The organism is Curtobacterium sp. NPDC092190, from assembly GCF_044755625.1.
GTDB lineage: Bacteria > Actinomycetota > Actinomycetes > Actinomycetales > Microbacteriaceae > Curtobacterium.
On the sequence record NZ_JBIVRJ010000001.1, the window covers coordinates 561,127 to 587,226 of the forward strand.

Sequence of the window (26,100 nt, forward strand, 5' to 3'; positions counted from 1 at the left end):
GCGGGGCCCGTCGCTGTTCCGACCCGGGCTGCTGTCTCCCGCCGCGAGCGAGCACGACACGCCGCGCGACGATCGCCGGGCGGGCGATGGGCGTCGCGGGGACCGGTAGAACGTGACGGATCGTGCGCACTCGGCGTGGCGGGCGCACCGCACCGACGACGGACGGGAGGCGCGGTGCCAGCTGGCACCGCGCCTCCCGTCCGTGTGTCGTGGCGGCTAGATCGAGAAGCCGAGCGCGCGCATCATCTCGCGTCCGTCGTCGGTGATCCGCTCCGGACCCCACGGCGGCATCCACACCCAGTTGATGCGGAACGCGTCGACGATGCCGTCGAGCGCGTTGGCGGTGTCGCCCTCGATGACGTCGGTCAGCGGGCAGCCCGCGCTCGTCAGCGTCATGCTGATCACGAGGGCGTTCGCCTCGTCGTCCATCGCGAGGTCGTAGATGAGGCCGAGGTCGACGATGTTGACGCCGAGCTCCGGGTCCTGGACCTCCTTGAGGCCCTCGACGACCTCGTCGAACTTCTCCGGGGAGAGTGCGGTGATCATCAGTTGCCCGCCGCTGCAGCCTGCACGTAGCGGTCGTAGCCCTCGTTCTCGAGGCGCTCGGCCAGCTCCGGACCACCCTGCTCGGCGACCTTGCCCGCGACGAACACGTGGACGAAGTCCGGCTTGATGTAGCGGAGGATGCGCGTGTAGTGCGTGATCAGCAGGACGCCCAGGCCGGTCGCTGCCTTCGCGCGGTTGACGCCCTCGGACACGATCTTCAGCGCGTCGACGTCGAGGCCGGAGTCGGTCTCGTCGAGCACGGCGAACTTCGGCTTGAGGAGCTCGAGCTGCATGATCTCGTGGCGCTTCTTCTCGCCGCCGGAGAAGCCCTCGTTGACGTTGCGCTCGGCGAACGACGAGTCCATCTTGAGGTCGGCCATCGACTGGCGCAGGTCCTTGACCCACCCGCGGAGTGCGGGGGCCTCGCCGTCGATCGCGGTCTTCGCGGTACGGAGGAAGTTCGACACCGTGACGCCGGGGATCTCGACCGGGTACTGCATCGCGAGGAACATGCCGGCGCGGGCGCGCTCGTCGACGCTCATCGCGAGGACGTCCTCGCCGTCGAGCGTGATCGAGCCGCCGGTGACGTTGTAGCGCGGGTGACCGGCGATCGTGTAGGCCAGGGTGGACTTGCCGGAGCCGTTCGGCCCCATGATCGCGTGGATCTCGCCCTCGTTGATGGTGAGGTCGACGCCCTTCAGGATCTCCTTGGTGCCCTGGTCGGTGTCGATCGAGACCTGCAGGTCACGGATTTCGAGAGTGGACATTGCGTTCCTTCGGTTACAGCTGCTGTGCGGCGTCAGCCGCGCGGGAAGAGTGGTGGTGTCGCTCAGTCGACGGGGACCGGGTCGTGCACGTCGACGTAGACGTCGCCGTCACGGACCTCGACCCGGAAGACCGGCACCGGCTCGTACGCCGGGAAGTTCTGCGGCTTGCCGGTGGCCAGCGAGAAGCGGGACCCGTGGGCCCAGCACTCGAGCGTGTCGCCCTCGACGAAGCCCTCGGCCAGGGAGATGTCCCCGTGCGTGCAGGTGTCACCGATCGCGTGCACGGCCCCGGCCGAGTCCTTCACGATCGCCACGGCAGTGCCGTCCACGACGACGCGCATCGGGCTGTCGACGGCGATCTCCGACTCGGCGCAGACCTTCTCGGCCATCAGGCGTCCGCCTGCTCGGCCTCGGGCTCCGCAGCGGCGACCGCGGTCCGGCCGTCGGCGAGCTCCTGCTCGACCGCGGCGATCAGGCGCTCCTCGAGCTCGGGCGCGCCGATCTTCTGGATGACCTCGACCAGGAAGCCGAGCACGACGAGGCGACGTGCTTCCTCCTCGGGGATGCCACGGGCCTGCAGGTAGAAGAGCTGCTCGTCGTCGAAGCGACCGGTCGCACTGGCGTGCCCGGCTCCCTCGATGTTGCCCGTCTCGATCTCGAGGTTCGGGATGCTGTCCGCGCGCGTGCCGTCGGTGAGCACCAGGTTGCGGTTCTGCTCGTACGAGTCGGTGCCGTCACCGGCGCGCCCGATCAGCACGTCGCCGATCCAGACCGTGTGCGCACCCTCGCCCTGCAGTGCGCCCTTGTAGTTGACGCGGCCACGGGTGTTCGGGGCGTCGTGGTTCACGTACACCTGCTGCTCGATGTACTGCCCGGCGTCGGCGAAGTACACGCCGTACATCTCGGTGTCCGCACCCTGCGCCCCGAGGTGCGTCGAGGGGTTCACGCGGACGACGTCGCCGCCGAGCGAGACCACGACGTGCTTGAGGAAGGCGTCGCGACCGACCTCGGCGAACTGCGTCGACACGTGCACCGCGTCGTCGTCCCAGTCCTGCAGGCTGACGACCGTGAGCCGTGCGCCGTCACGGACGACGATCTCGACGTTCTCGCTGAGGAGCGCCGACCCGCGGTTGTCGATGACGACGATGCCCTGGGCGTGCTGCTCGGCCGTGATGACCGTGTGCGCCGCGCGGGCCTGCGTGCCGAAGTCCGAGCGGGTGATCGAGATCGACTCGTGCGCCTCGGTCGCCTTGACGGTGACCTTCAGCACCGCGTCGCGGGCGGTCCAGGCCGCCGCGGCCGCGCGGTCCTCGGGCAGGCCGGCGGTGCCGACGACCGGGTCGTCGCTGCGACCCCACTCGACGTCGGCCCCCTCGGTCTGGCGCGCCAGGAACGGGTAGGCGGAGCCGTCGAGGCCACCCTCGAGCAACGGCTGGAGCTTCGCGAGCGGCGCGAACTTCCAGTTGACCTCGCGGCCGGTCACCGGCGGGAACGCGTCGAGGTCACCGGACTGCGGCCGCTCGGACCGGGTCTGGACCGGGACCTTCGCGTCCCAGCCGCCGTCGGAGTGCGCGCGGGCACCGTGCTGGTCGGTGCCCTGCGTGCTGCGTGCGGACGGAGCCTGCTGGCCCTGTGCGACGGCCGAGGGCTCGACCGGCTGGTCGATGCGCGGTGCGGGGGTGGCCCCGTCGGTGGGTGTCGGGTTGGTGCTGGTGTTCGACATCTAGCCGACGGATCCTTCCATGCTCATCTCGATGAGCTTGTTGAGTTCGAGCGCGTACTCCATCGGGAGCTCGCGGGCGATGGGCTCGATGAACCCGCGGACGATCATGGCCATGGCCTCGTCCTCCGGCATGCCGCGCGACATGAGGTAGAACAGCTGCTCCTCGCTCACGCGGGAGACCGTGGCCTCGTGGCCGAGCTGGACGTCGTCGACGCGGATGTCGATCGCCGGGTACGTGTCGCTGCGGCTCACCGTGTCGACGAGCAGCGCGTCACAGCGGACCGTGTTCGCGGCGTGGTGCGCGGCCGGGTCGACGCGGACCTCACCGCGGTAGCCGGCGCGGCCGCCGCCACGGGCGATCGACTTCGAGACGATCGACGACGTCGTGTACGGCGCCATGTGGATCATCTTCGCGCCGGCGTCCTGGTGCTGGCCCGGACCGGCGAACGCGACGGACAGGGTCTCGCCCTTGGCGTGCTCACCGGCGAGGTAGATCGACGGGTACTTCATCGTGACCTTCGACCCGATGTTCCCGTCGATCCACTCCATCGTCGCGCCCTCGTGCGCGATCGCGCGCTTGGTGACGAGGTTGTAGACGTTGCTCGACCAGTTCTGGATCGTCGTGTAGCGCACGCGGGCGTTCTTCTTCACGATGATCTCGACCACGGCGGAGTGCAGCGAGTCCGACTTGTAGATCGGGGCCGTGCAGCCCTCGATGTAGTGGACGTAGGAGTCCTCGTCCGCGATGATCAGCGTCCGCTCGAACTGGCCCATGTTCTCGGTGTTGATCCGGAAGTAGGCCTGCAGCGGGATCTCGACGTGCACGCCCTTCGGGACGTAGACGAACGAGCCACCGGACCACACGGCGGTGTTCAGCGCGGCGAACTTGTTGTCGCCGGCCGGGATCACCGAGCCGAAGTACTCCTCGAAGAACTCCGGGTGCTCGCGGAGCGCCGTGTCGGTGTCCATGAAGATGACGCCCTGCTGCTCCAGGTCCTCGCGGATCTGGTGGTAGACGACCTCGGACTCGTACTGGGCGGCGACACCGGCGACGAGGCGCTGGCGCTCCGCCTCGGGGATGCCGAGGCGCTCGTAGGTGTTGCGGATGTCCTCCGGCAGCTCTTCCCAGGTCTGGGCCTGCTTCTCGGTGGACTTCACGAAGTACTTGATGTTGTCGAAGTCGATGTCCGACAGGTCGGCACCCCACGACGGCATGGGCTTGCGGTCGAACAGCGTCAGCGCCTTGAGGCGGAGCTTGTGCATCCACTCGGGCTCGTTCTTCCGGGCGGAGATGTCGCTGACCACCTCGTCCGACAGACCACGGCGCGCGGACGCGCCGGCCGTGTCGGAGTCGGACCAGCCGAACTCGTACTGGCCGAGCCCTTCGAGTTCTGGACGGTCGATGAGCACGTCGGACATGGTCTCCTCGTTTCCTTCTCGCGGCAGCGTCTGTCGGGACAACCCGTGACGTCCGGACGCCATTCCACCGCGGACCTCCGACAGGAGTCCCACGGCGTTGCTGCCTCGCAACGTCGATGGTCCCACGCAGTCGTCCGACCGATCGGCGATCACGGCCCATTCGGAGCCGGCGCCTGCCTAGACTTGACTGCTGCTGAACCCTCGAATCCTACAGGTTCACCGCACGGAACAACAGGAAGGCACCACCCTCGTGACTCGCGTCGGACCCACCGTCGAGCAGGGCGTCCGCCCCGGCACCCGCACGCCGCGGTGGTGGTCCCTCCCCCGCGCCGTCGACCCCCGCGTGATCTGGCTCGCCTGGGCGTCCTTCGTCGTCGAGGTGGTGCTGATCGGCACCGGCGGCCTCGTCCGCCTGACAGCGTCCGGCCTCGGCTGCCCGACGTGGCCGAAGTGCACCGCCGAGTCGCTCGTGTCGACCCCGGAGATGGGGATCCACGGCGTGATCGAGTTCGGGAACCGTCTGCTCACCTTCGTGCTGGTGGTGGTCGCGGTCGCGATGTTCCTCGCCGTCGTCCGCATGCGCCGCACGCGCCCCGAGCTCTTCTGGCTCGCCTTCGCCCAGGGCATCGCGATCCCGGTGCAGGCGGTGATCGGCGGCCTCAGCGTCCTCACGAACCTCAACCCGTTCGTCGTCGGACTGCACTTCGTGGTGTCGACGACGCTCGTCGCGGTGACGGCGACGCTCGTGTACCGCTCGATGAACGGTCCGCGCACCGCGGTGCGGCTCGTCCCGGGCTGGTACACCGGCCTCGTCCGCGGCACCGTCGTCGCGGTGGTCGTCACCGTCCTGGTCGGCATCCTGACCACGGGCTCCGGGCCGCACGCGGGTGCGAGCGAGGCGGTCGACGGTGGCCGTCTGCACCGCACCGGGTTCGACCCGCAGCTGATGGAGCACCTGCACGCCATCCCGGCCTACGCGCTGTTCGCGCTGACGCTGGCGCTCGTCGTCGGCGCGGTCGTCCTCCGGCTGTCGAGCCGCTGGGCCCTCGTCCTGCTCGTCGTCGAGTTCGTGCAGATCGCCGTCGGCCTGACCCAGGCGCGCACGGGCCTGCCGGTCGGCCTGGTGGGGACCCACATGGTGCTCGCCGGACTCCTCGTCGGTGCGGTCACCGTCGTCGTGCTCAGCACGCGCGGCAGCGCCGGTCGCCAGGCCGCGCGGGAGCGCACCACCGCCTGACGCGGTCGTCCGCCACCCTCCGACGTCCCACGCGTCGCCTCCGTCCCGAGCGCCGAAGCGTGGGACGTCGTCGTCCGCACGGCTCCGGTCCCGCGACCACGCACAGGACGCCGGCGTCGGCGCAGGACGCCTCCGACCGCGCGGTACGCCTCCGGATCCGGCACCGTCTCGCGCAGGCGCGACCGTCTCGTGCGGACGCCGCCGTCCCGCACCTCGGCACCAGGCCGGCCACGATGCGGACGGGAGGCGCAGCACCGCCCGCCCCGCGCCTCCCGTCCGACGCCCGGTCGCGGTCGAGCGTCTGCTGCGACGTCCCCGTCGTCCTACGACAGCGGCATCGTCGCTGGGCGCACGCGCCCCGCGCAGCCCGCGTCCCCCGCGGACCGCCGCGTCGTCCCCGTCGTCGTACGACAGCGGATCTGTCGCGTCGGCCCGCGCCACCCGGGTCGACGCGCGGGCACGCACCCCGCGCGCCCGTCCGAGCCGCGCCCACCCGACCCGCGAACGCCCGACCCGGGACCGCCCGACCCGGGACCGCCCGCGCTGCGCCCCGACGCACGGAGCGCCGCCGGCAGACCGGCGGCGCTCCGTGCGCGGGCGACGAACCCTGGCTAGATCGTGAAGGTGAAGACCTGCGGCAGCAGCGGGTCGATGCCCACCGCGATGAACAGCAGCGTCAGGTACGTGATCGAACTGTGGAACACCCGCATCGGCTGGACCTGCTCCACGTGCTGGATCGCCCGCGAGTACAGCCGGTGCGACTCGACGACGAACCAGATGCCCCCGGCCAGGGCGACGACGGTGTACAGCGGCCCCATGTGCGCGACCGGGATGAGCAGCAGCGAGCAGACGAGCGTCGCCCAGGCGTAGAGCACGACCTGCAGCCCGACGACGGTGCGCCCGCGCACGACCGCGAGCATCGGCACGTCGGCGGCGTCGTAGTCGTCGCGGTACTTCATCGACAGCGGCCAGTAGTGCGGCGGCGTCCAGAGGAAGATCACCATGAAGAGGATGATCGGCGCCCAGGTCAGCGACCCGGTGACACCGGCCCAGCCGATGAGCACCGGCATGCACCCGGCGGATCCGCCCCAGACGATGTTCTGCGGGGTGCGGCGCTTGAGCCAGAGCGTGTAGACGCAGACGTAGATCAGGATCGCGACGACGCTGAGCGCGGCGGCCAGCCAGTTCACCAGGAAGCCGAGGACGGCGGTCGACAGGACGGCGAGCGTCCACGAGAACACCAGTGCCTCCTTGTCGGAGAGCTCACCGGTGACCAGGGGGCGCTGGCTGGTGCGCTTCATCAGCCGGTCGATGTCGCGGTCGATGTAGCAGTTGAACGCCGAGGCCGACCCTGCCGACATCGCGCCGCCGAGCATCGTCCAGAACACGAGCCAGAGGTCCGGGACCCCGCGCTCCGCCAGGAACATCGTCGGAGCGGTCGTGACGAGGAGCAGCTCCATGACCCGGGGCTTCGTCAGCGAGACGTACGCGCGGACCTTGCGGGACAGCGTCGAGCGGGGTCGATCGGTGTCGGGCCGGGTCGCGGTGGCAGTCAACAGGGGAACCTCAGTCCGTTCGCGTCAGCTCGCACGCTCGGTGGGCGGCTCCGTCACCGTCGGGGCGTGCGTCGACCCGGAATGCACACGGGTCGACACCAGTTTAGGCCATCGAGGCGCCGCGAGGATGCCCCGCCTCGCCGACCGGGCCGGCTGCCCGACACGGCACCGTCGTCACCTGGACACCTTCTGAGTGCGTGGTCACTATGCTGGACACGCCCTCCCGCATCGTGTGCCCCGAAGACGTCGGCCGCGAAGAGCCGGTCGGCCGCCGCTCGACGGCGACACGACACACGGCCCCGGGACGGCGATCATGTCCGTGCGATGGCACGAGCCCTCGCACATGTCGCAACAACGAAGGGTCAACATCCAAGTGGCTGAATTCACCTGGGACGCCATCGACCGGAAGGCCGTCGACACGGCACGCGTCCTCGCCGCCGACGCGGTCGAGGCCGCCGGCAACGGTCACCCCGGCACCGCGATGAGCCTCGCGCCGGTCGCCCACCTGCTCTTCCAGAAGGTGATGCGTCGCGACCCCAGCGACTCCACCTGGATCGGTCGCGACCGCTTCATCCTCTCCGCCGGTCACGCCTCGATCCTGCAGTACGTGCAGTTCTACCTGCACGGCTACGGCCTCGAGCTCGAGGACCTGCAGCACCTGCGCAAGTGGGGCTCGAAGACCCCGGGTCACCCGGAGTACGGCCACACCGACGGTGTCGAGATCACCACCGGCCCGCTCGGCCAGGGCCTCGCCTCGGCGGTCGGCTTCGGCTACGCGCAGCGCTTCGAGCGCGGCCTGTTCGACCCGGAGACCGCCGACGGCGAGTCGCCCTTCGACCACTTCACCTACGTGATCGCCGGTGACGGTGACATGCAGGAGGGCGTCACCAACGAGGCCGCGAGCCTCGCGGGCCGTCAGCAGCTCGGTCGCCTGGTCGTCTTCTACGACTCGAACCAGATCTCGATCGAGGACGACACCGACATCGCGTTCTCCGAGGACGTCGCGGCCCGCTACGAGGCCCTCGGCTGGCACGTCCAGCACGTCGACTGGAAGAAGACCGGCGAGTACTCCGAGGACGTCGAGGAGCTCCACCGCGCCGTCGAGGCCGCCAAGGCCGAGACGACCAAGCCGTCGCTCATCGTCCTCAAGACGATCATCGGTTGGCCGTCGCCGACCAAGCAGAACTCCGGCAAGATCCACGGTTCGGCGCTCGGTGCCGACGAGCTCAAGGGCCTCAAGGAGGTCCTCGGCTTCGACGCGGACAAGACCTTCCACGTCGACCCGGAGGTGCTCGAGTACACCCGCGGTGCGATCACCAAGGGCCAGGCCGAGCACGCCGAGTGGACGAAGACCTTCGACGCGTGGGCTGCGGCCAACCCGGAGAAGAAGGCGATGCTCGACCGCATCAACGCGGGCGAGCTCCCCGAGGGCCTCGAGGAGGCGCTGCCGGTCTTCTCCACCGAGAAGGCCGTCTCGACCCGCGCCGCCTCCGGCAAGGTCATCAACGCCATCGCGCCGCTCATGCCCGAGTTCTGGGGCGGTTCGGCGGACCTCGCCGAGTCGAACCTGACCACGATCGAGGGCGCGAAGTCCTTCGGTCCGGCCGAGGCGTCGACGAAGACCTGGAGCACCGACCCGTACGGCCGCGTGCTGCACTTCGGCATCCGCGAGCACGCGATGGGCTCGATCCTGTCCGGCATCGTCCTGCACGGGAACACCCGCCCCTTCGGCGGCACGTTCCTCATCTTCAGCGACTACATGCGTCCGGCGGTCCGTCTCGCCGCGCTCATGAAGGCGCCGGCGATCTACGTCTGGACCCACGACTCCATCGCCCTGGGCGAGGACGGCCCGACGCACCAGCCGATCGAGCAGATCACCGCGCTCCGTGCGATCCCGGGTCTCGACGTCGTCCGTCCGGCCGACGCCAACGAGGTGTCGTACGCGTGGCTCGAGATGCTCAAGCACAAGGACCGTCCGGCCGGCATCGCGCTGAGCCGTCAGAACCTCCCCGTCTTCGAGCGTGGCGAGGGCGACGCCTCCGGCGAGACGCTCGCCTCGGCGAAGAACGTCGCCAAGGGCGCGTACGTCCTGGCCGAGGCGCCGAACGGCACCCCGGACGTGATCCTCATCGCGACCGGTTCCGAGGTCCAGATCGCGGTCGACGCCCGTGAGCAGCTCAAGGGCGAGGGCATCAACGCCCGCGTCGTGAGCGCCCCCTCGCTCGAGTGGTTCTTCGAGCAGTCGGAGTCCTACCGCGAGCAGGTCCTGCCGAAGGCCGTCACGGCGCGCGTCTCGGTCGAGGCCGGCATCGCGATGAGCTGGCGCGACATCGTCGGCGACAAGGGCCGCAGCGTGTCGATCGAGCACTTCGGTGCATCGGCCGACTACCAGCGCCTGTTCGCCGAGTTCGGGTTCACCACCGAGCACGTCGTCGCCGCCGCCAAGGAATCGATCGCAGCGTCCTGACCCACGAGGGGCCGGATCCGGTACGCCGGGTCCGGCCCCTCTGCCGGGAGGCACACGGCGGCCCCGCCACCGCGCCTCCCGGCCCACAGACCACGACACACACGGCCCTGGTCGCCTCCGCGCACCGGGCCGGTCGACGAAAGAAGAAGAGAAACCATGGCTGAGAACACCCCCACCGCCGCCCTCTCCGAGGTCGGCGTCAGCATCTGGCTCGACGACCTGTCGCGCGAGCTGCTCGAGACCGGCAAGCTGACCGAGCTGATCGAGCAGAAGAACGTCGTCGGCGTCACCACGAACCCGACGATCTTCGCGTCGGCCCTCGCCAAGGGCGAGCGCTACGACTCGCAGGTCAAGGAGCTCGCGGCGAAGGGCACCGACGTCACCGAGGCGATCTTCGAGATCACCACGCAGGACGTCGCGAACGCGTCCGACGTCTTCAAGCCGATCTACGACGAGACCAAGGGCTTCGACGGCCGTGTCTCGATCGAGGTCGAGCCGGGCCTCGCCCACGACACCCAGAAGACCATCGAGCAGGCCAAGTTCCTGTTCGAGAAGGTCGGTCGCGAGAACGTCCTCATCAAGATCCCCGCGACGCTCGAGGGCCTCGAGGCCATCACCGAGGTCATCGGTGCCGGCATCTCGGTCAACGTCACCCTGATCTTCTCGCTCGAGCGCTACCGCGCCGTCATCGACGCCTACCTCGGTGGCCTCGAGAAGGCCAAGGCCGCGGGCCACGACCTCTCGAAGATCCACTCGGTCGCCTCGTTCTTCGTGTCGCGTGTCGACTCCGAGATCGACAAGCGCCTCGACGCCGCGGGCACCGACGAGGCGAAGGCCCTCAAGTCGAAGGCCGGTATCGCCAACGCGCAGCTCGCCTACCAGGTCTGGACCGAGCAGTTCGCCACCGAGCGTGCCCTCGGCCTGCTCGAGTCCGGTGCCAACACGCAGCGTCCGCTGTGGGCCTCGACCGGTGTCAAGGACCCGTCGCTGCCCGACACGCTCTACGTGACCGAGCTCGCCGCGCCGAACACGGTCAACACCATGCCGGGCAAGACGCTCGACGCGACGTTCGACCACGGCGAGATCCACGGTGACGCCATCGCCGGCTCGTTCGACGACGCGCAGCAGGTCATGGACCAGATCGCTGCCGCCGGTGTCGACTACGACGACGTCGTCGCGCTGCTCGAGAAGGAGGGCGTCGACAAGTTCAACGTCTCCTGGGGCGAGCTCGTCGACACGGTGAAGACCGCGCTCGAGAACAGCAAGTAAGCACGACCGGAGCCTGCGTCCGGAGGACGGGACCGCCGTCCCCCGGACGCAGGCACCCCCGGTCAGGACCCGACCGCCGGCGCCGCGACGCGCCTCCCGGCCGGACCTGACCACCACGACGGCGGAGTCGCCGCTGCCCCCGCAGCGCAGCGCTCCGCCGTCTCCGTTCGACCCACAAGGAGTCCACACTCATGTCACCGGTGGCGATCACCCCGGAGCACAACCCGCTCCGGTTGCCGACCGACCGACGTCTGAACCGGATCGCGGGGCCCAGCACCCTCATCATCTTCGGCGTGACGGGCGACCTGTCCCGCAAGAAGCTGATGCCCGCGGTCTACGACCTGGCGAACCGAGGGCTCCTGCCCCCGGGATTCGCACTCGTCGGGTTCGCCCGGCGCGACTGGGAGGACCAGGACTTCTCCCAGCTCGTGCACGACGCGGTCCGGGACCACTCCCGCACCCCCTTCGACGAGGCCGTCTGGAAGCAGCTCGAGCAGGGCATCCGCTTCGTGCAGGGCTCGTTCGACGACCCCGAGGCCTTCCTCGAGCTGAAGCGCACCGTCGACGAGCTCGACGCGGAGCGCGGCACGCTCGGCAACCACGCCTTCTACCTCTCCATCCCGCCGAAGATGTTCCCGGTGGTGACCGAGCAGCTCAAGGTCTCCGGACTGACCGAGAAGCGCGAGGGCTCCTGGAGCCGCGTGGTCGTCGAGAAGCCGTTCGGCTCCGACCTCCGCACCGCGCGCGAGCTGAACGCGATCGTCGAGAGCGTCTTCGCGCCCGACGACGTGTTCCGCATCGACCACTACCTCGGCAAGGAGACCGTCCAGAACCTGCTGACGCTCCGGTTCGCGAACCAGATGTACGAACCCATCTGGAACTCGAACTACGTCGACCACGTGCAGATCACGATGGCCGAGGACATCGGCGTCGCCGGTCGGGCCGCGTACTACGACGGCATCGGCGCAGCGCGCGACGTCATCCAGAACCACCTGCTGCAGCTCCTCGCGCTCACCGCGATGGAGGAACCCGTCTCGTTCAAGGCCGCTGACCTGCGCGCCGAGAAGGAGAAGGTGCTCTCCGCCGTGCGCCTGCCCGAGGACCTCGCCACGGCGACGGCCCGCGGGCAGTACGACGGTGGCTGGCAGGGCGGCGAGAAGGTCCTGGGCTTCCTCGAGGAAGCGGGGATGGACCCCGAGTCCACGACCGAGACCTACGCGGCGATCAAGCTCGACATCGCGACCCGCCGCTGGCAGGGCGTCCCGTTCTACCTGCGGGCAGGCAAGCGCCTCGGCCGTCGCGTGACCGAGATCGCGATCGTCTTCAAGCGCGTCCCCGAGGACGTCTACGGCAACACGCAGGCACCCCTCGGGCAGAACGCGCTCGTCATCCGTGTCCAGCCGGACGAGGGCGTCACGCTCCGCTTCGGCTCGAAGGTCCCGGGCGTCGGCACGCAGGTGCGCGACGTGACGATGGACTTCGGCTACGGACACGCGTTCACCGAGGCATCGCCGGAGGCGTACGAGCGACTCATCCTCGACGTGCTCCTCGGCGACCCGCCCCTGTTCCCCCGTCACCAAGAGGTGGAACTGTCGTGGAAGATCCTCGACCCGATCGAGGCGTTCTGGGCCACGCAGGGCCAGCCCGAGCAGTACCGTCCCGGCACGTGGGGTCCGGCGTCCGCCGATGCCCTGCTCGCCCGTGACGGCCGGACCTGGAGGCGTCCATGAAGATCGACCTGCCGAACACCACGGTCTCGAAGATCCAGAAGAAGCTCGTCCACATCCGCGAGGAGGGTGGCGCCGTCGCCCTCGGCCGCGTGCTGACGCTCATCATCTCGACCGCCCTCGGGCACGAGGAGGAGGCGATCTCGGCCGCGAACCAGGCGTCGCGCGAGCACCCGATGCGGGTGATCATCGTGTCGAAGAACGACGGCGACACGAAGTCCCCCGGTCGGCTCGACGCCCAGATCCGCGTCGGCAGCGATGCGGGCGCGAGCGAGGTCATCGTCCTCCGTGCGTACGGCGAGACCGCGACGGACGAGGAGAGCCTGGTCACCGGCCTCCTCCTGTCCGACGCCCCCGTCGTCGCATGGTGGCCGCAGGCCGCTCCGGAGCAGCCGGCAGCGTCCGCGCTGGGCCGGATCGCGCAGCGTCGCATCACCGATGCCGCCGCGCAGAAGGACCCGAACAGCGCGATCGAGGCGCTCGGGAAGTCCTACGTGCCGGGTGACACCGACTTCGCGTGGACCCGCCTGACGCTCTGGCGGAACCAGCTCGCCGCGGCGCTCGACCAGCCGCCGTACGAGCCCGTCACCGGCGTCGAGGTGTCCGGTGCGAGCGACAGCCCGTCCACGATCCTGCTCGCCGCGTGGCTCCAGCTGCAGCTGCAGGTGCCGGTGTCCGTCGTCACCTCGCCGCGGGCCACCGGGTCGAGCGGCATCCACGGGGTCAAGCTCGAGCGTGCCTCGGGCACGATCGACCTCGAGCGCTCGCTCGTCGACGTCGCGACCCTGTCGATGCCCGGGCAGCCGACGCACGACCTGTCGCTGCCCCGACGGAACCTGCGCGACTGCCTCGCAGAGGAACTCCGTAGACTCGACGCGGACGTCCTCTTCGGAGACGTCGTCAAGCACGGGGTGCCCCAGCTGCGCGAGTCCATCGCCGGCTGAGCACCGCACACGGCCGGGGTCCGGGCGGCGGTCGACACGACCGCCGCCCGCCCCGGTCGGACCGAAGGCGGTCGCACCGGTCGGCCGCCACGAACACGGGAGACACGTGACCAACGAACGACGGGTGCTGGTGCACCCGGACAAGCAGTCCCTCGGCGCGTCGGTCGCCGCTCGCTTCCTCACGAAGATCATCGACGTGCTGGACGAGCAGGAGCGCGCGGACATCGCGATCAGCGGCGGCTCGGTGTCGACCCTGGTCCTCGCGGCGATCGGGCAGTCGCCCGCGCGTGAGAGCGTGGACTGGTCGAAGGTGCACGTGTGGTGGGTCGACGAGCGCTGGGTCGCCGAGGGCGATGCGGACCGCAACGTCACCGGCACGCAGACGGACTTCTTCGAGCACGTGGACATCCCGCAGGCGAACATCCACCCGATGGCACCGTCCGACGCCGGGCTGTCCATCGACGAGGCCGCCGCTCAGTACGAGCGCGAGCTCCAGGAGGCAGCACCCGAGGGCGCGGTCGCGCCCCGCTTCGACATCACGCTGCTCGGGGTCGGCCCCGACGGCCACACGGCGTCGCTCTTCCCCGAGTTCCCGCAGCTCGCGGTGACCGACCGTGCCGTGCTGACGGTCGACGACTCCCCCAAGCCGCCGGCGCAGCGCCTGACGCTGTCCTTCCCGGTGATCAACGCCTCGCAGCGCGTGTGGGTCATCCTGTCCGGCGCCGAGAAGGCGTCGGTGCTCGGCCTCGCGCTGGCCGGTGCCGCGGTGGACGAGGTCCCCGTCGGCGGCGTCCAGGGCCGCAAGCGCACCGTGTTCTTCGTGGACCAGGACGCCGCGCGCGAGGTCCCCGAGAACCTCATCGCGTCGACCTACTAGACGCGACCCCCTGACGGACGGGAGGCGCGGTGCCGGCTGGCACCGCGCCTCCCGTCCGTCGTCGGTGCCGGCCCGCGCGACTGCCGTGCGGACGTCGCCGGCCCGCTTCCGGTCGCACGACTTGCCACTCACCTCCGACCCCGACGGCATGTCGTGCGACCCGAACGACCGCGCGCGGCACGTCCTGCGACCGGAACAGCCAGGACCGGAGGACCGAGGGGCACCGACGACACGTCCGGCGGACGACCAAGGCCCCCGCACCGGAGCGGTGCGGGGGCCTTCTGACGTCGGGTGCTACTTCGCGGTACCGCGGCGCTGCCGGAGCTGCTGCAGCGCGTCCTCGAGGAGCTGCGCTGCCTCTTCCTCGGTGCGGCGCTCCTTCACGTACGCGAGGTGCGTCTTGTAGGGCTCGGTCTTCGCGACGACGGGAGGGTTCTCCTTGTCGCGGCCGGCCGGCAGACCCGTCGACGGCGAGTCCACCGTCTCCGGGATCTCGTCGTCCGGCAGGGTCGCCGAGAAGTACCGCACGACCTCGTTGCCGAGGGCGTCCCAGTACGAGACGGCCACGCGCTCGGCCTGGACGCCGCGGTCCTGCTCCCCCATCGGACCCGCGCCGACGCGGGACCCTCGGATTGCACTGCCTCCGGTTGCCATGGCTCAGCTCCCTGCCGTGAACTTGTTGATGAGACCGAGCACGATGATCGAGACGATCCAGACCAGACCGAGGATCACCGTGATGCGGTTGAGGTTGCGCTCGGCGACGCCGGACGCCCCGAGGTTGCTCGTCACGCCGCCGCCGAACATGTCGGAGAGACCGCCACCGCGGCCCTTGTGCAGGAGGATGAGGAGCGTGAGCAGGAGGCTCGTGATCGCGAGCAGGACCTGCAGCACGACGGAGAGTATCGCCACGACGTACCTTTCGTGTGAAGTCAGCCCTGCAAGTGTAGCGGGCCGCGTGAGCAGCCCCGACACCGGCACGGGCGTGGCTCAGGCCGGCCACGCGGACGTGGCCGGCCTGAGCAGGATGGATCAGAGTCCGACGTGCTGCCGGAAGCGCGCGATCGCCGCGAACTCCTGCACGTCGAGCGAGGCCCCACCGACGAGCGCGCCGTCGATGTCGGGCTCGCGCAGGAAGCCGGCGATGTTGCCCGACTTCACCGAACCGCCGTAGAGCACGCGCGTGCTGGCGGCGAGGTCGTCGCCCCAGGCCTCGGCGATCCCGCGACGCAGCGCGGCGCAGTCCTCCTGGGCCTGTTCCGCAGTCGCGGCCTGACCGGAACCGATCGCCCAGACCGGTTCGTACGCGACGACGATCTCGGACGGCTTCACGGCCTCGAGGACGACCTTGAGCTGTTCGACCGGGACGACACCGGCGCCGCGCTGCTCGCGCTCCTCGCCGGTCTCACCGACACAGACCACCGGCACGAGGCCGTGCTTGACTGCAGCGGCGGTCTTCGCGGCGACGACCTCGTCGGTCTCCCCGTGCAGCGTGCGCCGCTCGGAGTGTCCGACGATGACGTACTGCGCATCGAGCGCTGCGAGGAACGCCCCGGACACGTCACCGGTGTGGGCACCGGAGTCGTACTGGGACAGGTCCTGGGCGCCGAACCGGATCTCGAGCTTGTCGGCCGAGATGAGCGTCTGCACGCTGCGGAGGTCCGTGAAGGGCGGGAACACCGCGACCTCGACGTCGTCGTGGTCGTGGCGGGCATCCTTCAGGGTCCACGCGAGCTTCTGCACGGTGGCGATGGCCTGGAGGTGGTCCAGGTTCATCTTCCAGTTACCGGCGATGAACGGCGTGCGGGTCATCGGGACCACCCCAGTGCTTCGAGACCGGGCAGTGACTTGCCCTCGAGGAACTCGAGGCTCGCACCACCACCGGTCGAGATGTGCCCGAACCGGTCGTCCGAGAACCCGAGCGACCGGACGGCCGCCGCGGAGTCGCCACCGCCGACGACACCGAGGCCGTCGACCTCGGTCAACGCCTGCGCGACGGTCTTCGTGCCTGCTGCGAACGCCGGGAACTCGAACACGCCCATCGGGCCGTTCCAGAACACGGTCTTCGAGCCGGACACCGCCGACGCGAAGCGCGCCGCGGTCTCCGGGCCGATGTCGAGGCCGATGCCGTCCGTGCCGAACGACGAGGACTCGATCGCGTCGGCCGCGACGGTCTCGTGGTCGGCGTCCGCAGCGAACCCGGAGGCCACCACGACGTCGGTCGGCAGGTCGATCGTCACGCCGAGCTCGTCCGCCTTGGCGAGGTACGCCCGGACGGTGTCGAGCTGATCCTGCTCGAGGAGCGACTTCGCGACCCCGTGACCCTGGGCCGCGAGGAACGTGAAGAGCATGCCGCCGCCGATGCACAGCGTGTCGACCTGCGGGAGCAGGTGCTCGATGACACCGAGCTTGTCGCTGACCTTCGATCCGCCGAGCACGACCGTGTACGGCCGCTGCGGGTCCTTGGTCAACCGCTCGAGCACCGTCAGCTCGGACTCGATGAGCGAGCCGGCCGCGCTGGGCAGCGCTGCCGCGAGCTCGTACACGGAGGCCTGCTTGCGGTGCACGACGCCGAAGCCGTCCGACACGAACGCGTCACCGAGGGCGGCGATCCGCTCGGCGAACGCCGTGCGCGCCGACGCGTCCTTCGAGGTCTCCTCCGGGTTGAAGCGGAGGTTCTCGAGCAGCAGGACGTCGCCGTCCCCGAGGGCCTCGGCGGCCGCGGTCGCCTCGTCGCCGACGGTCTCGCCGACGAAGGTGACCTCCTTGCCGAGCAGTTCGGAGAGCCGCTGCGCCACGGGGGCGAGCGAGTACTCCTGCGCAGGCGTGCCGTCGGGACGACCGAGGTGCGAGATCACGATGACCCGCGCACCGGCGTTGACGAGCGTGTTGAGCGTGCCCAGCGACGCGCGCACGCGGCCGTCGTCGGTGATCGTGCCGTCCTTGAGCGGGACGTTCAGGTCACACCGGACGACGACGCGCTTGCCGGCGAGGTCGCCGAGGTCCTCGAGGGTGCGGAGGCTCATGCCGAGAGTCGCTCGCCCACGTACTCGGTCAGGTCGACGAGGCGGTTCGAGTAGCCCCACTCGTTGTCGTACCACGAGGTGATCTTGACGAGCTTGCCGATGACCTTGGTCAGGCCGGAGTCGTAGATCGACGAGTGCGGGTCCGTCGTGATGTCGGTCGACACCAGCGGGTCCTCGCTGTAGAGCAGGATGCCCTTGAGCGGGCCCTCGGCGGCCTCCTTGTAGGCGGCGTTGATCTCGTCGACGGTGACCTCGGACGACGTCTCGAGGGTGAGGTCGGTGATCGAACCGGTCGGCACCGGCACGCGGAGGGCGTAGCCGTCGAGCTTGCCGGCGAGCTCGGGCATGACGAGGCCGATGGCCTTCGCCGCACCGGTCGAGGTCGGGACGATGTTGAGCGCCGCGGCGCGGGCACGACGCGGGTCCTTGTGCGGGCCGTCCTGCAGGTTCTGGTCGGCGGTGTACGCGTGCACCGTCGTCATGAGGCCACGCTCGATGCCGAACTTGTCGTGGAAGACCTTGGCGAGCGGCGCGAGGCTGTTCGTGGTGCACGACGCGTTCGAGATGATGTTGTGGTTCTCGGGGTCGTACTGGTCCTCGTTGACGCCGAGGACGATGGTGACGTCGTCGCCGGTCGCCGGGGCCGAGATGATGACCTTCTTGGCGCCCGCGTCGATGTGCTTCTGCGCGTCGGCTGCCTTGGTGAAGAAGCCGGTCGACTCGATGACGATGTCGACGCCCAGCTCGCCCCAGGGGAGGTTCGCGGGGTCGCGCTCCGCGAGGACCTTGATCGGCTTGCCGTCGACGACGATGCTGTCGCCGTCGAGCTCGACGGAGACGCCGAGACGACCCGTGATGGAGTCGAACTTCAGCAGGTTCGCGAGGGCCGCGTTGTCGGTGAGGTCGTTCACCGCCACGATCTCGAGGTCGGAGCCCTTGGCGAGGGCGGCCCGGAAGAAGTTACGGCCGATGCGGCCGAAGCCGTTGATGCCGATCTTGACGGTCAATGGATCTCCTGGTGGGTGTGGAGCGCCCCGGGGGCGCTGCTTTTCGGAGTCGTGCGGCCCTGCGGACCCACGTGTGGTGGACGATACGCCCCGTAACGTCGCCGTAACGACCCTAGCAGTCGGACACTGCGCGCCCGCGCCGGATGACGGTCCGTCCGGACGGTCCCGCCGACAGTGGTGGACGCTCCCCCGGACGGACGGGAGGCGCGGTGCCAGCCGGCACCGCGCCTCCCGTCCGTCGTGGGGCCGGTCGGGGCTACGCCCCCTCGAGCTCCTCCGGCACGCTGGCCTCGGTCCCCGGCACGCCGGTGTCGACGGCCTTCTTGTCGGCCATCGCGAGCAGGCGGCGGATCCGGCCGGCGATCGCGTCCTTGGTCATCGGCGGCTCGGCGTGCTGACCGAGCTCGTCGAGCGAGGCGTCACGGTGCTGCAGCCGGAGCGACCCGGCGTACTTGAGGTGGTCCGGGACGTCGTCACCGAGGATCTCGAGCGCGCGCTCGACGCGGGCGCACGCGGCGACGGCGGCCTGCGCCGAGCGGCGGAGGTTGGCGTCGTCGAAGTTCACCAGACGGTTGGCGGTGGCGCGGACCTCGCGGCGCTGGCGCATCTCCTCCCACTCGGCGGTGGTGCGGGCGGCGCCCATGACGGTGAGCATCTGGCCGATCGCCTCGCCGTCGCGGATGACGACGCGGTGGACGCCGCGGACCTCGCGGCCCTTCGCGGCGATCCCGAGGCGCGAGGCGGCACCGACCAGTGCCATCGCCGCCTCGTTGCCCGGGCAGGTGACCTCGAGCGCGGCGGCGCGACCGGGGTCGGTCAGCGTGCCGGAGGCGAGGAACGCACCGCGCCAGATGGCCGCGAGGTCCTCGCGGTTGCCGGTCGTCAGACGGTTGGGCAGGCCACGCACCGGGCGACGGCGCGCGTCCATGAGCCCGGTCTGGCGGGCGAGCGTCTCCCCCGCCTCGAGCACGCGGACCAGGTAGCGGGTGCCGCGGCGGGAGGACGCGGACGACCCCACCGACGCCTCGCTCCGCACGCCGTACAGCTCCGCCAGGTCCTTACGCACGCGGTGGACGATGATCCGGGTGTCGAGCTCGACCTCGACCGCGATCCTGCCCGAGATGACGTGCAGGCCGCCCGCGAACCGCAGGATGGTCGCGAGTTCGGCGGCGCGGACCGTGTTGCGGTTCACGACGACCCTGGCCAGTTCGTCCTTGACCTCGGCAGTCAACGGCACAGCATCATTCCTAACGTTTTCTCTGGTGGGGTCCGCGGGTCCGGCGCACGTGGGTGTGGAGCGGCCGGAGGAACGGTCACTCCCGGCCGAGATCTCGGTTCTTCACACGCACGGCGACGTCGGACATCCCGCGGAGGAGGTTCGCCAACTCGGCGACGACGGCGACCGAGCGGTGCTTGCCGCCGGTACAGCCGATGGCGATCGTAGCGTGTCTTTTGTTCTCGCGTTGGTATCCCGCCAGCACGGGCTCGAGCACGGCAGCGTACCGCTCGACGAACGAGCGGGCGCCCGGCTGCGACAGGACGTACTCCGAGACGGGGGCGTCGAGGCCGGTGTGCGGGCGGAGTTCCGGCACCCAGTAGGGGTTCGGGATGAACCGCACGTCCGCGACCATGTCGGCGTCGGCGGGCAGCCCGTACTTGAACCCGAAGCTCATGAGCGTGACCTGGACCCCGACGAAGTGGTCGTCGGCGAAGCGCTCCGTGACGGCGTTGGCGAGCTGGTGGATGTTCAGGTCCGAGGTGTCGATGACGACGTCGGAGGCCTCGCGCAGCCCGGACAGCCGCGAACGCTCGAGGCCGATGCCGTCGAGCAGCGTCCCGTCGCCCTGCAACGGGTGCGGCCGGCGGACCTGCTCGAAGCGGCGCACGAGCACGGCGTCCGTCGCCTCGAGGAAGAGCACCCGGACCCGGGCGGAGGTGCTGGCACGGACCTGCTCGACCGCCTGCTCCGGGTCGGTGAAGAACCGTCCGCCGCGGACGTCGACGACGGTCGCGATCTTCGGGATCTTCTCCCCGGCACGGTCCGCGAGCTCGGTGAGCGGGCCGAGCATCTGCGTCGGGAGGTTGTCGACCACGTACCAGCCGAGGTCCTCGAGCGCCTTGCCGACCGTGGAACGGCCGGCGCCGGACATGCCGGTGACGATGAGGATGTCGTGTTGCTGCGACGCGGACGTCGGGGTTGTTCGGTCGTCGCTCGTGTCGCTCATGTGTGGGAGGGCTCCGTCGTGGCGGCCCGGGCCACGGCCCGGGGAGGTCTCGGCTTCGGGTCTCGGCTGCGCGTCCAGGCTACCGTCCCGCGCTCGGAGCGGGGCCGGTCACCGTGGACGCGACGGGCCGTCGGCGGAGACGTCCGGGACGCGGACGGGGCCGACCGGCAGGGAGGCGCGGCTCGGCTCCTCCGCGGCGGCTGCGGGCGCGTCCGGGTCCGTCGTCCGCTCCGGACCGGGGGTGCTGGCTGCGCGCCCGGCAGGGTCGGCGTCGCTCGCCTCCGGCACGCTTCCTCCGGGCGAGCCCGCGTCCGGGGCGCTCGCACCGGACGGGCCCGCCTCCGGGGCGCTCGCTCCGGGCGGGCTCCCCTCCGGCGCGCTGCGGGGCGTCTGCGCGAGCTTCGTGACGACCGCCGCCGCGGTCGCCGGCCCGACGCCGTTCACCTCGGCGATCTGATCCTCCGTCGCCTCACGCAGGCGCGCGACCGACCCGAAGTGCTTCAGCAGGGCGTTCACCCGGGTCGGGCCGAGCCCGGGGATCTCCGACAGCTGCGACCGGACGTCGCGCTTCCGGCGGGTCCGCTGGTGCGTGATCGCGAACCGGTGCGCCTCGTCACGGATCCGCTGGATCAGGAAGAGCGCCTCGGAGTTGCGCGGCATGATCACCGGGAAGTCGTCGTCGGGCAACCACAGTTCCTCGAGGCGCTTCGCGATGCCCACCAGGGCGATGTCGTGCACGCCGGCCTCGTCCATCGCCCGCTTGGCCGCCTGGACCTGGGGCTGGCCGCCGTCGACGATGAGCAGCTGCGGACGGTACGCGAACCGCTTCGTCGGCTTCGTGCCCTCGACGACGTCCTCGCTCGTGGCGTCCGGGACGTCCGGCACCGCGGCGTCCTCGTCGAGGCGCGCCAGCCGTCGCGACAGCACCTGGTACATGCTGTCGGTGTCGTCGGTCGTCTCGGCGATCGTGTAGCGGCGGTACTGGTCCTTGCGCGGGAGCCCGTCCTCGAACACCACCATCGACGCCACCACGTTCGTGCCCTGCAGGTGGGAGATGTCGTAGCACTCCATCCGCAGGGGGGCCTCGGTCATCCCCAGGGCGTCCTGGATGTCGGCGAGGGCAGCCGACCGGGTCGTGTAGTCGGCGCTGCGCTTCGTCTTGTAGAGCATGAGCGCCTGCGCGGCGTTCTGGGCGGCCGTGCGCGCGAGGCCCGCCCGGTCGCCCCGCTGGGCCGTGCTGAGCTTCGTGCCGCGCCCGCCGCGTCGCTCGCTGAGCCACTGCTGCAGGGCCTCGGCGTCCTCGGGGAGTTCCGGCACGACGACCTCGCGCGGGACGTCGTCGCTCGTCGCGTACTGGCCCTGGACGATCTGTTCGACCAGGTCACCGGTGCTGATGTCGAGCTCCTTGTCGACCACCCACCCCCGGACACCGCGGATGCGCCCGCCGCGCACGGAGAACAGCTGCACGGCGGCGGCGAGCTCGTCCTCGGCCACACCGAACAGGTCGAGGTCGACCGAGTCCCGGAGGACCACCGCCGACTTCTCGAGCACCGCTTCGAGGGCACCGACCTGGTCGCGGTACCGCGCCGCCTGCTCGTAGTCCATGGCATCGGCGGCCGCGGCCATGCGCTGCCGCAGGGTCGTGATCACCCTGCGGTCGTAGCTGCCCATGAACCGGACGAACTCCTCGACGACCGCCCGGTGCTCGGCGATGGTGACCTTCTGCGAGCAGGGTCCACCGCACTTGCCGATCTGGCCCGGGAAGCACGGCTTGCCCGTCTGCATCGCCTTCTTGTAGGACGAGTCCGAGCAGGTGCGGATCGGGAACACCTTGATCATCAGGTCGATGGTGTCGTGCACCGCCCAGATCTTCGGGTAGGGCCCGAAGTACTTCGCGCCCTTGATCTTCCGGTTCCGCGTCACCATCACCCGCGGCGACTCCTCGCCCAGGGTGATCGCCATGTACGGGTACGACTTGTCGTCCCGGAACTTGACGTTGAACGGCGGGTCGAACTCCTTGATCCAGGTGTACTCGAGCTGCAGTGCCTCGATCTCGGAGCCGACGGTGGTCCACTCGACGCTCCGGGCCGTGAGCACCATGCGTCGGGTGCGCTCGTGGAGGGTCGGCAGCGGTGCGAAGTAGTTGCTCAGGCGGGCACGGAGGTTCTTCGCCTTGCCGACGTAGAGCACCCGACCGGCCTCGTCACGCCACCGGTAGACGCCTGGGTCGGTCGGGATCTCCCCCGCCTTCGGTCGCCAGGAGACGGTGTCCGCCACCTACCGAGCACCCGCCTTCTGCTTGCTCTGCTGCCCGCCCTGGTGCTTCTGGGTGGCCTGACGCGCACCGACCGCCTGCTCCTTGCCGACACGGGCGTCCTGCGCATCGAAGATCTCGCGCAGGAAGACACCGGTGTGGCTCTCGGGGACGTCGGCCACGTGTTCCGGGGTGCCGACGGCCAGGACCGTACCGCCACCAGCACCGCCCTCCGGTCCCATGTCGACCAGCCAGTCGGCGGACTTGATCACGTCGAGGTTGTGCTCGATCGTGATCACGGTGTTGCCCTTGTCGACCAGGCTCTGCAGCACGAGCAGCAGCTTCCGGACGTCCTCGAAGTGCAGGCCGGTCGTCGGCTCGTCGAGCACGTAGACCGTGCGGCCGTTCGAGCGGCGCTGGAGCTCCGTCGCGAGCTTGACGCGCTGGGCCTCGCCACCGGAGAGGGTCGTCGCGCTCTGCCCGAGGCGCACGTAGCCCAGGCCCACGTCGACGAGCGTCGCCATGTAGCGGTGGATCGCCGAGATCGGCTCGAAGAACTCGGCCGCCTCGCTGATCGGCATGTCGAGGACCTCGGAGATGTCCTTGCCCTTGTAGTGCACCTGCAGCGTCTCGCGGTTGTACCGCGCACCGCCGCAGACCTCGCACGCCACGTAGACGTCGGGCAGGAAGTTCATCTCGATCTTGATCGTGCCGTCACCCGAGCAGTTCTCGCAGCGGCCGCCCTTGACGTTGAAGCTGAAGCGACCGGGCTGGTAGCCGCGCGCCTTCGCCTCGGGCGTCTCGGCGAAGAGCTGCCGGATGCGGTCGAACACGCCGGTGTAGGTCGCCGGGTTGGACCGCGGGGTGCGGCCGATCGGCGCCTGGTCGACGTGCACGACCTTGTCGAGCTGGTCGAGGCCCTTCACGCGGGTGTGCTTGCCGGCGATGTGCCGTGCGCCGTTGAGCTGGTTCGCGAGCACCTTGTACAGGATGTCGTTGACCAGGGTCGACTTGCCGGAGCCGCTGACGCCGGTCACCGCGGTGAAGACACCGAGCGGGAAGTCGACGTCGACCTGCTTGAGGTTGTTCGCCCGGGCGCCCTGCACGCTGATGACGCGCTTCGGGTTGATCTTCCGTCGCTCGGCGGGCACCTCGATCGCGCGCCGACCTGCCAGGTAGTCACCGGTCACCGACTCGCGGTTCGCGATGATGCCCTCGTAGGAGCCGGAGTGCACGACCTTGCCGCCGTTCACGCCCGCGCCCGGTCCGATGTCGACGACCCAGTCCGCCGTGCGGATGGTGTCCTCGTCGTGCTCGACGACGATGAGGGTGTTGCCGAGGTCCTTGAGCTTGACGAGCGTGTCGATGAGCCGACGGTTGTCGCGCTGGTGCAGGCCGATGCTCGGCTCGTCGAGCACGTAGAGCACGCCCGTCAGGCCCGATCCGATCTGCGTCGCGAGCCGGATGCGCTGTGCCTCGCCGCCGGAGAGCCCGCCGGCTCCGCGTGCGAGGGTCAGGTAGTTCAGGCCGACCTCGAGCAGGAACTCGAGCCGCGCGCGGATCTCGCGGAGGACGGCGGCCGCGATGTGCGCCTCACGCTCGGTGAGCGTCAGCTCCTCCATGAAGCCGTACGCCTGGTCGAGCGACATGTCGGTCACGTCGGCGATGCTGCGACCGTCGACCGTCACGGCGAGGACCTCGGGCTTCAGGCGCGTGCCGTCGCAGACCGGGCAGGGGACCTCGCGCAGGTAGCCCTGGAAGCGCTGCCGCTGCGAGTCCGACTCGGCCTCGGCGAACTTGCGCTCGATGTAGGGCATGACGCCCTCGAACCCGCTCGTGTACCGCATCTCGCGGCCGAAGCGGTTCTTCCACGACACGGAGACCTGGAAGTCCTTGCCGGTCAGGATCGCGGCCTGCACCGACGGGTCGAGCTGGTTCCACGGGGTGTCGAGGCCGAACCCGAGGTCCTTGCCGAGACCCGCGAGGAGCTTCTCGAAGTACGAGTACAGCCCGCTCGTGCCCGTCCAGGGCAGCAGGACGCCGTCACGCAGCGAGGCCTCGGGGTCGCCGAGCACCAGGTCGGGGTCGACCGACATGCGGGTACCGAGGCCCGAGCACTCGGGGCAGGCACCGAACGGTGCGTTGAACGAGAAGGTCCGCGGCTCGATCTCGGTGAGCGCGAGCGGGTGGTTGTTCGGGCAGGACAGGTTCTCGGAGTAGGTCCGGACCGCGCCGGGCCCCTCGTGGTCGACGAGGTCGATCGCCACGGTGCCGTTCGTCAACCGCAGGGCGGTCTCGAGCGAGTCGGTGAGGCGGCCGAGGATGTCGTCGCTCGCCACGAGACGGTCGACGATCACCGAGATGTCGTGCTTGACCTGCTTCTTGAGCTTGGGCGGGTCGCTCAGCTGGATGCGCTCACCGTCGACGATCGCACGGGCGTACCCCGAGGCCGCGAGCTCCTGGAAGAGGTCGACGAACTCGCCCTTCTTCTTGGAGACGACCGGCGCGAGGACCTGGAAGCGCGTGCCGGTCTCGAACTCCATGAGCTGGTCCGCGATCTGCTGCACGCTCTGCTTGCTGATCACCTCGCCGCAGACGGGGCAGTGCGGGACACCGATGCGCGCCCAGAGCAGACGCATGTAGTCGTAGACCTCGGTGATGGTGCCCACGGTCGACCGCGGGTTCCGGTTCGTCGACTTCTGGTCGATCGAGACCGCCGGCGACAGGCCCTCGATGAAGTCGACGTCGGGCCGGTCCACCTGGCCGAGGAACTGCCGGGCGTAGGCCGACAGCGACTCCACGTAGCGCCGTTGGCCCTCGGCGAAGATCGTGTCGAACGCGAGCGAGGACTTGCCCGACCCGGACAGCCCGGTGAACACGACGAGCGAGTCCCGAGGGATCTCGAGGTCGACGTCGCGGAGGTTGTGCACGCGAGCGCCCCGGACGCTGAGCGTCGAGGTGCTGTGCGGCGCCGTCCCGCCGGGGATGTGGAGGTCTGCAGGCTCGCCGAAGGCGTTCCGGCCCGGGGTCGCGGTTCCGCGGTCAGAGGTGATGGTCAT

The 26,100-nt window shown here is 70.0% G+C and carries 21 protein-coding genes; 6 read left to right on the forward strand and 15 right to left on the reverse strand.

Annotated elements, in window-relative coordinates:
- Nucleotides 1-216: 216 nt before the first annotated feature.
- The 5 genes from ACIQFY_RS02645 to sufB form a co-directional block, all read right to left on the reverse strand.
- The gene (locus ACIQFY_RS02645) at nt 217-546 is read right to left on the reverse strand and encodes a metal-sulfur cluster assembly factor (RefSeq protein WP_022902786.1); all 330 of its coding nucleotides are present in this window, start codon (nt 544-546) and stop codon (nt 217-219) included.
- The gene (gene sufC / locus ACIQFY_RS02650) at nt 546-1,313 is read right to left on the reverse strand and encodes a Fe-S cluster assembly ATPase SufC (RefSeq protein ID WP_066654406.1); all 768 of its coding nucleotides are present in this window, start codon (nt 1,311-1,313) and stop codon (nt 546-548) included. The genes ACIQFY_RS02645 and sufC overlap by 1 nt, the downstream gene beginning before the upstream one ends.
- 62 nt (nt 1,314-1,375) lie before the next feature.
- Nucleotides 1,376-1,702 carry a non-heme iron oxygenase ferredoxin subunit gene (locus ACIQFY_RS02655; protein ID WP_081984870.1) on the reverse strand — a complete coding sequence of 109 codons (327 nt, stop codon included), beginning with the start codon at nt 1,700-1,702 and terminating at the stop codon, nt 1,376-1,378.
- A complete protein-coding gene (gene sufD / locus ACIQFY_RS02660) occupies nt 1,702-3,036 on the reverse strand; it encodes a Fe-S cluster assembly protein SufD (RefSeq protein ID WP_081984872.1) in 1,335 nt (444 codons plus the stop codon). Before sufD ends, ACIQFY_RS02655 begins: the two co-directional genes overlap by 1 nt.
- Nucleotides 3,037-4,455 (reverse strand): Fe-S cluster assembly protein SufB, encoded by a 1,419-nt coding sequence (sufB, locus tag ACIQFY_RS02665; RefSeq protein WP_066654410.1) that lies wholly within the window; start codon nt 4,453-4,455, stop codon nt 3,037-3,039.
- Between the two features lie 250 nt (nt 4,456-4,705).
- Between sufB and ACIQFY_RS02670 the strand changes: the two genes are divergently transcribed.
- Nucleotides 4,706-5,692, forward strand: coding sequence for a heme A synthase (locus ACIQFY_RS02670; RefSeq protein ID WP_400338156.1), 987 nt, complete (start codon nt 4,706-4,708; stop codon nt 5,690-5,692).
- A 611-nt stretch (nt 5,693-6,303) separates the two neighbouring features.
- Here the strand turns inward: ACIQFY_RS02670 and ACIQFY_RS02675 are convergent.
- Complete coding sequence (locus ACIQFY_RS02675) at nt 6,304-7,248, reverse strand: heme o synthase (RefSeq protein ID WP_066654411.1); 945 nt, start codon at nt 7,246-7,248, stop codon at nt 6,304-6,306.
- A gap of 373 nt (nt 7,249-7,621) precedes the next feature.
- Here ACIQFY_RS02675 and tkt point away from each other — a divergent pair, with 373 nt between their 5' ends.
- The 5 genes from tkt to pgl all read left to right on the forward strand — a co-directional run bounded on the left by tkt (nt 7,622) and on the right by pgl (nt 14,532).
- Nucleotides 7,622-9,715 (forward strand): transketolase, encoded by a 2,094-nt coding sequence (gene tkt / locus ACIQFY_RS02680; RefSeq protein WP_209682499.1) that lies wholly within the window; start codon nt 7,622-7,624, stop codon nt 9,713-9,715.
- Nucleotides 9,716-9,871: 156 nt separating this feature from the next.
- Nucleotides 9,872-10,984 carry a transaldolase gene (gene tal / locus ACIQFY_RS02685; protein ID WP_066654417.1) on the forward strand — a complete coding sequence of 371 codons (1,113 nt, stop codon included), beginning with the start codon at nt 9,872-9,874 and terminating at the stop codon, nt 10,982-10,984.
- Between the two features lie 191 nt (nt 10,985-11,175).
- Nucleotides 11,176-12,714 carry a glucose-6-phosphate dehydrogenase gene (gene zwf, locus ACIQFY_RS02690; RefSeq protein WP_271825696.1) on the forward strand — a complete coding sequence of 513 codons (1,539 nt, stop codon included), beginning with the start codon at nt 11,176-11,178 and terminating at the stop codon, nt 12,712-12,714.
- Nucleotides 12,711-13,655 carry a glucose-6-phosphate dehydrogenase assembly protein OpcA gene (locus ACIQFY_RS02695; RefSeq protein ID WP_066654421.1) on the forward strand — a complete coding sequence of 315 codons (945 nt, stop codon included), beginning with the start codon at nt 12,711-12,713 and terminating at the stop codon, nt 13,653-13,655. The genes zwf and ACIQFY_RS02695 overlap by 4 nt, the downstream gene beginning before the upstream one ends.
- 106 nt (nt 13,656-13,761) lie before the next feature.
- Nucleotides 13,762-14,532: a 6-phosphogluconolactonase gene (gene pgl, locus ACIQFY_RS02700; protein WP_271825699.1), complete on the forward strand. Its 771-nt coding sequence runs from the start codon at nt 13,762-13,764 to the stop codon at nt 14,530-14,532.
- 294 nt (nt 14,533-14,826) lie between these two features.
- On the opposite strand, the gene ACIQFY_RS02705 is transcribed toward pgl, so the two are convergent.
- The 9 genes from ACIQFY_RS02705 to uvrA all read right to left on the reverse strand — a co-directional run bounded on the left by ACIQFY_RS02705 (nt 14,827) and on the right by uvrA (nt 26,100).
- Nucleotides 14,827-15,186: an RNA polymerase-binding protein RbpA gene (locus tag ACIQFY_RS02705; protein ID WP_066654425.1), complete on the reverse strand. Its 360-nt coding sequence runs from the start codon at nt 15,184-15,186 to the stop codon at nt 14,827-14,829.
- Nucleotides 15,187-15,189: 3 nt separating this feature from the next.
- The gene (gene secG / locus ACIQFY_RS02710; RefSeq protein ID WP_058727797.1) at nt 15,190-15,441 is read right to left on the reverse strand and encodes a preprotein translocase subunit SecG; all 252 of its coding nucleotides are present in this window, start codon (nt 15,439-15,441) and stop codon (nt 15,190-15,192) included.
- 120 nt (nt 15,442-15,561) lie between these two features.
- Entirely contained in the window at nt 15,562-16,341 is a 780-nt protein-coding gene (tpiA, locus tag ACIQFY_RS02715) for a triose-phosphate isomerase (RefSeq protein ID WP_251159781.1), read from the reverse strand.
- The gene (locus ACIQFY_RS02720) at nt 16,338-17,555 is read right to left on the reverse strand and encodes a phosphoglycerate kinase (RefSeq protein ID WP_066654427.1); all 1,218 of its coding nucleotides are present in this window, start codon (nt 17,553-17,555) and stop codon (nt 16,338-16,340) included. The genes tpiA and ACIQFY_RS02720 overlap by 4 nt, the downstream gene beginning before the upstream one ends.
- Nucleotides 17,552-18,562: a type I glyceraldehyde-3-phosphate dehydrogenase gene (gene gap / locus ACIQFY_RS02725; protein ID WP_058749583.1), complete on the reverse strand. Its 1,011-nt coding sequence runs from the start codon at nt 18,560-18,562 to the stop codon at nt 17,552-17,554. The genes ACIQFY_RS02720 and gap overlap by 4 nt, the downstream gene beginning before the upstream one ends.
- Nucleotides 18,563-18,818: 256 nt before the next feature.
- The gene (gene whiA, locus ACIQFY_RS02730; RefSeq protein WP_209682494.1) at nt 18,819-19,799 is read right to left on the reverse strand and encodes a DNA-binding protein WhiA; all 981 of its coding nucleotides are present in this window, start codon (nt 19,797-19,799) and stop codon (nt 18,819-18,821) included.
- Between the two features lie 76 nt (nt 19,800-19,875).
- Nucleotides 19,876-20,787 (reverse strand): RNase adapter RapZ, encoded by a 912-nt coding sequence (gene rapZ, locus ACIQFY_RS02735; RefSeq protein WP_066654437.1) that lies wholly within the window; start codon nt 20,785-20,787, stop codon nt 19,876-19,878.
- Between the two features lie 108 nt (nt 20,788-20,895).
- A complete protein-coding gene (gene uvrC / locus ACIQFY_RS02740; RefSeq protein ID WP_400338161.1) occupies nt 20,896-23,064 on the reverse strand; it encodes an excinuclease ABC subunit UvrC in 2,169 nt (722 codons plus the stop codon).
- Nucleotides 23,065-26,100 carry an excinuclease ABC subunit UvrA gene (uvrA, locus tag ACIQFY_RS02745; protein ID WP_245171061.1) on the reverse strand — a complete coding sequence of 1,012 codons (3,036 nt, stop codon included), beginning with the start codon at nt 26,098-26,100 and terminating at the stop codon, nt 23,065-23,067. It abuts the gene before it with no gap.

Coding starts and splice junctions, on each gene's coding strand:
- ACIQFY_RS02645 (WP_022902786.1), bottom strand. CDS start 546: ATGATCACCGCACTCTCCCCGGAGAAGTTCGACGAGGTCGTCGAGGGC.
- sufC (WP_066654406.1), bottom strand. CDS start 1,313: ATGTCCACTCTCGAAATCCGTGACCTGCAGGTCTCGATCGACACCGAC.
- ACIQFY_RS02655 (WP_081984870.1), bottom strand. CDS start 1,702: ATGGCCGAGAAGGTCTGCGCCGAGTCGGAGATCGCCGTCGACAGCCCG.
- sufD (WP_081984872.1), bottom strand. CDS start 3,036: ATGTCGAACACCAGCACCAACCCGACACCCACCGACGGGGCCACCCCC.
- sufB (WP_066654410.1), bottom strand. CDS start 4,455: ATGTCCGACGTGCTCATCGACCGTCCAGAACTCGAAGGGCTCGGCCAG.
- tal (WP_066654417.1), top strand. CDS start 9,872: ATGGCTGAGAACACCCCCACCGCCGCCCTCTCCGAGGTCGGCGTCAGC.
- zwf (WP_271825696.1), top strand. CDS start 11,176: ATGTCACCGGTGGCGATCACCCCGGAGCACAACCCGCTCCGGTTGCCG.
- ACIQFY_RS02695 (WP_066654421.1), top strand. CDS start 12,711: ATGAAGATCGACCTGCCGAACACCACGGTCTCGAAGATCCAGAAGAAG.
- ACIQFY_RS02705 (WP_066654425.1), bottom strand. CDS start 15,186: ATGGCAACCGGAGGCAGTGCAATCCGAGGGTCCCGCGTCGGCGCGGGT.
- tpiA (WP_251159781.1), bottom strand. CDS start 16,341: ATGACCCGCACGCCGTTCATCGCCGGTAACTGGAAGATGAACCTGGAC.
- ACIQFY_RS02720 (WP_066654427.1), bottom strand. CDS start 17,555: ATGAGCCTCCGCACCCTCGAGGACCTCGGCGACCTCGCCGGCAAGCGC.
- rapZ (WP_066654437.1), bottom strand. CDS start 20,787: ATGAGCGACACGAGCGACGACCGAACAACCCCGACGTCCGCGTCGCAG.
- uvrA (WP_245171061.1), bottom strand. CDS start 26,100: ATGACCATCACCTCTGACCGCGGAACCGCGACCCCGGGCCGGAACGCC.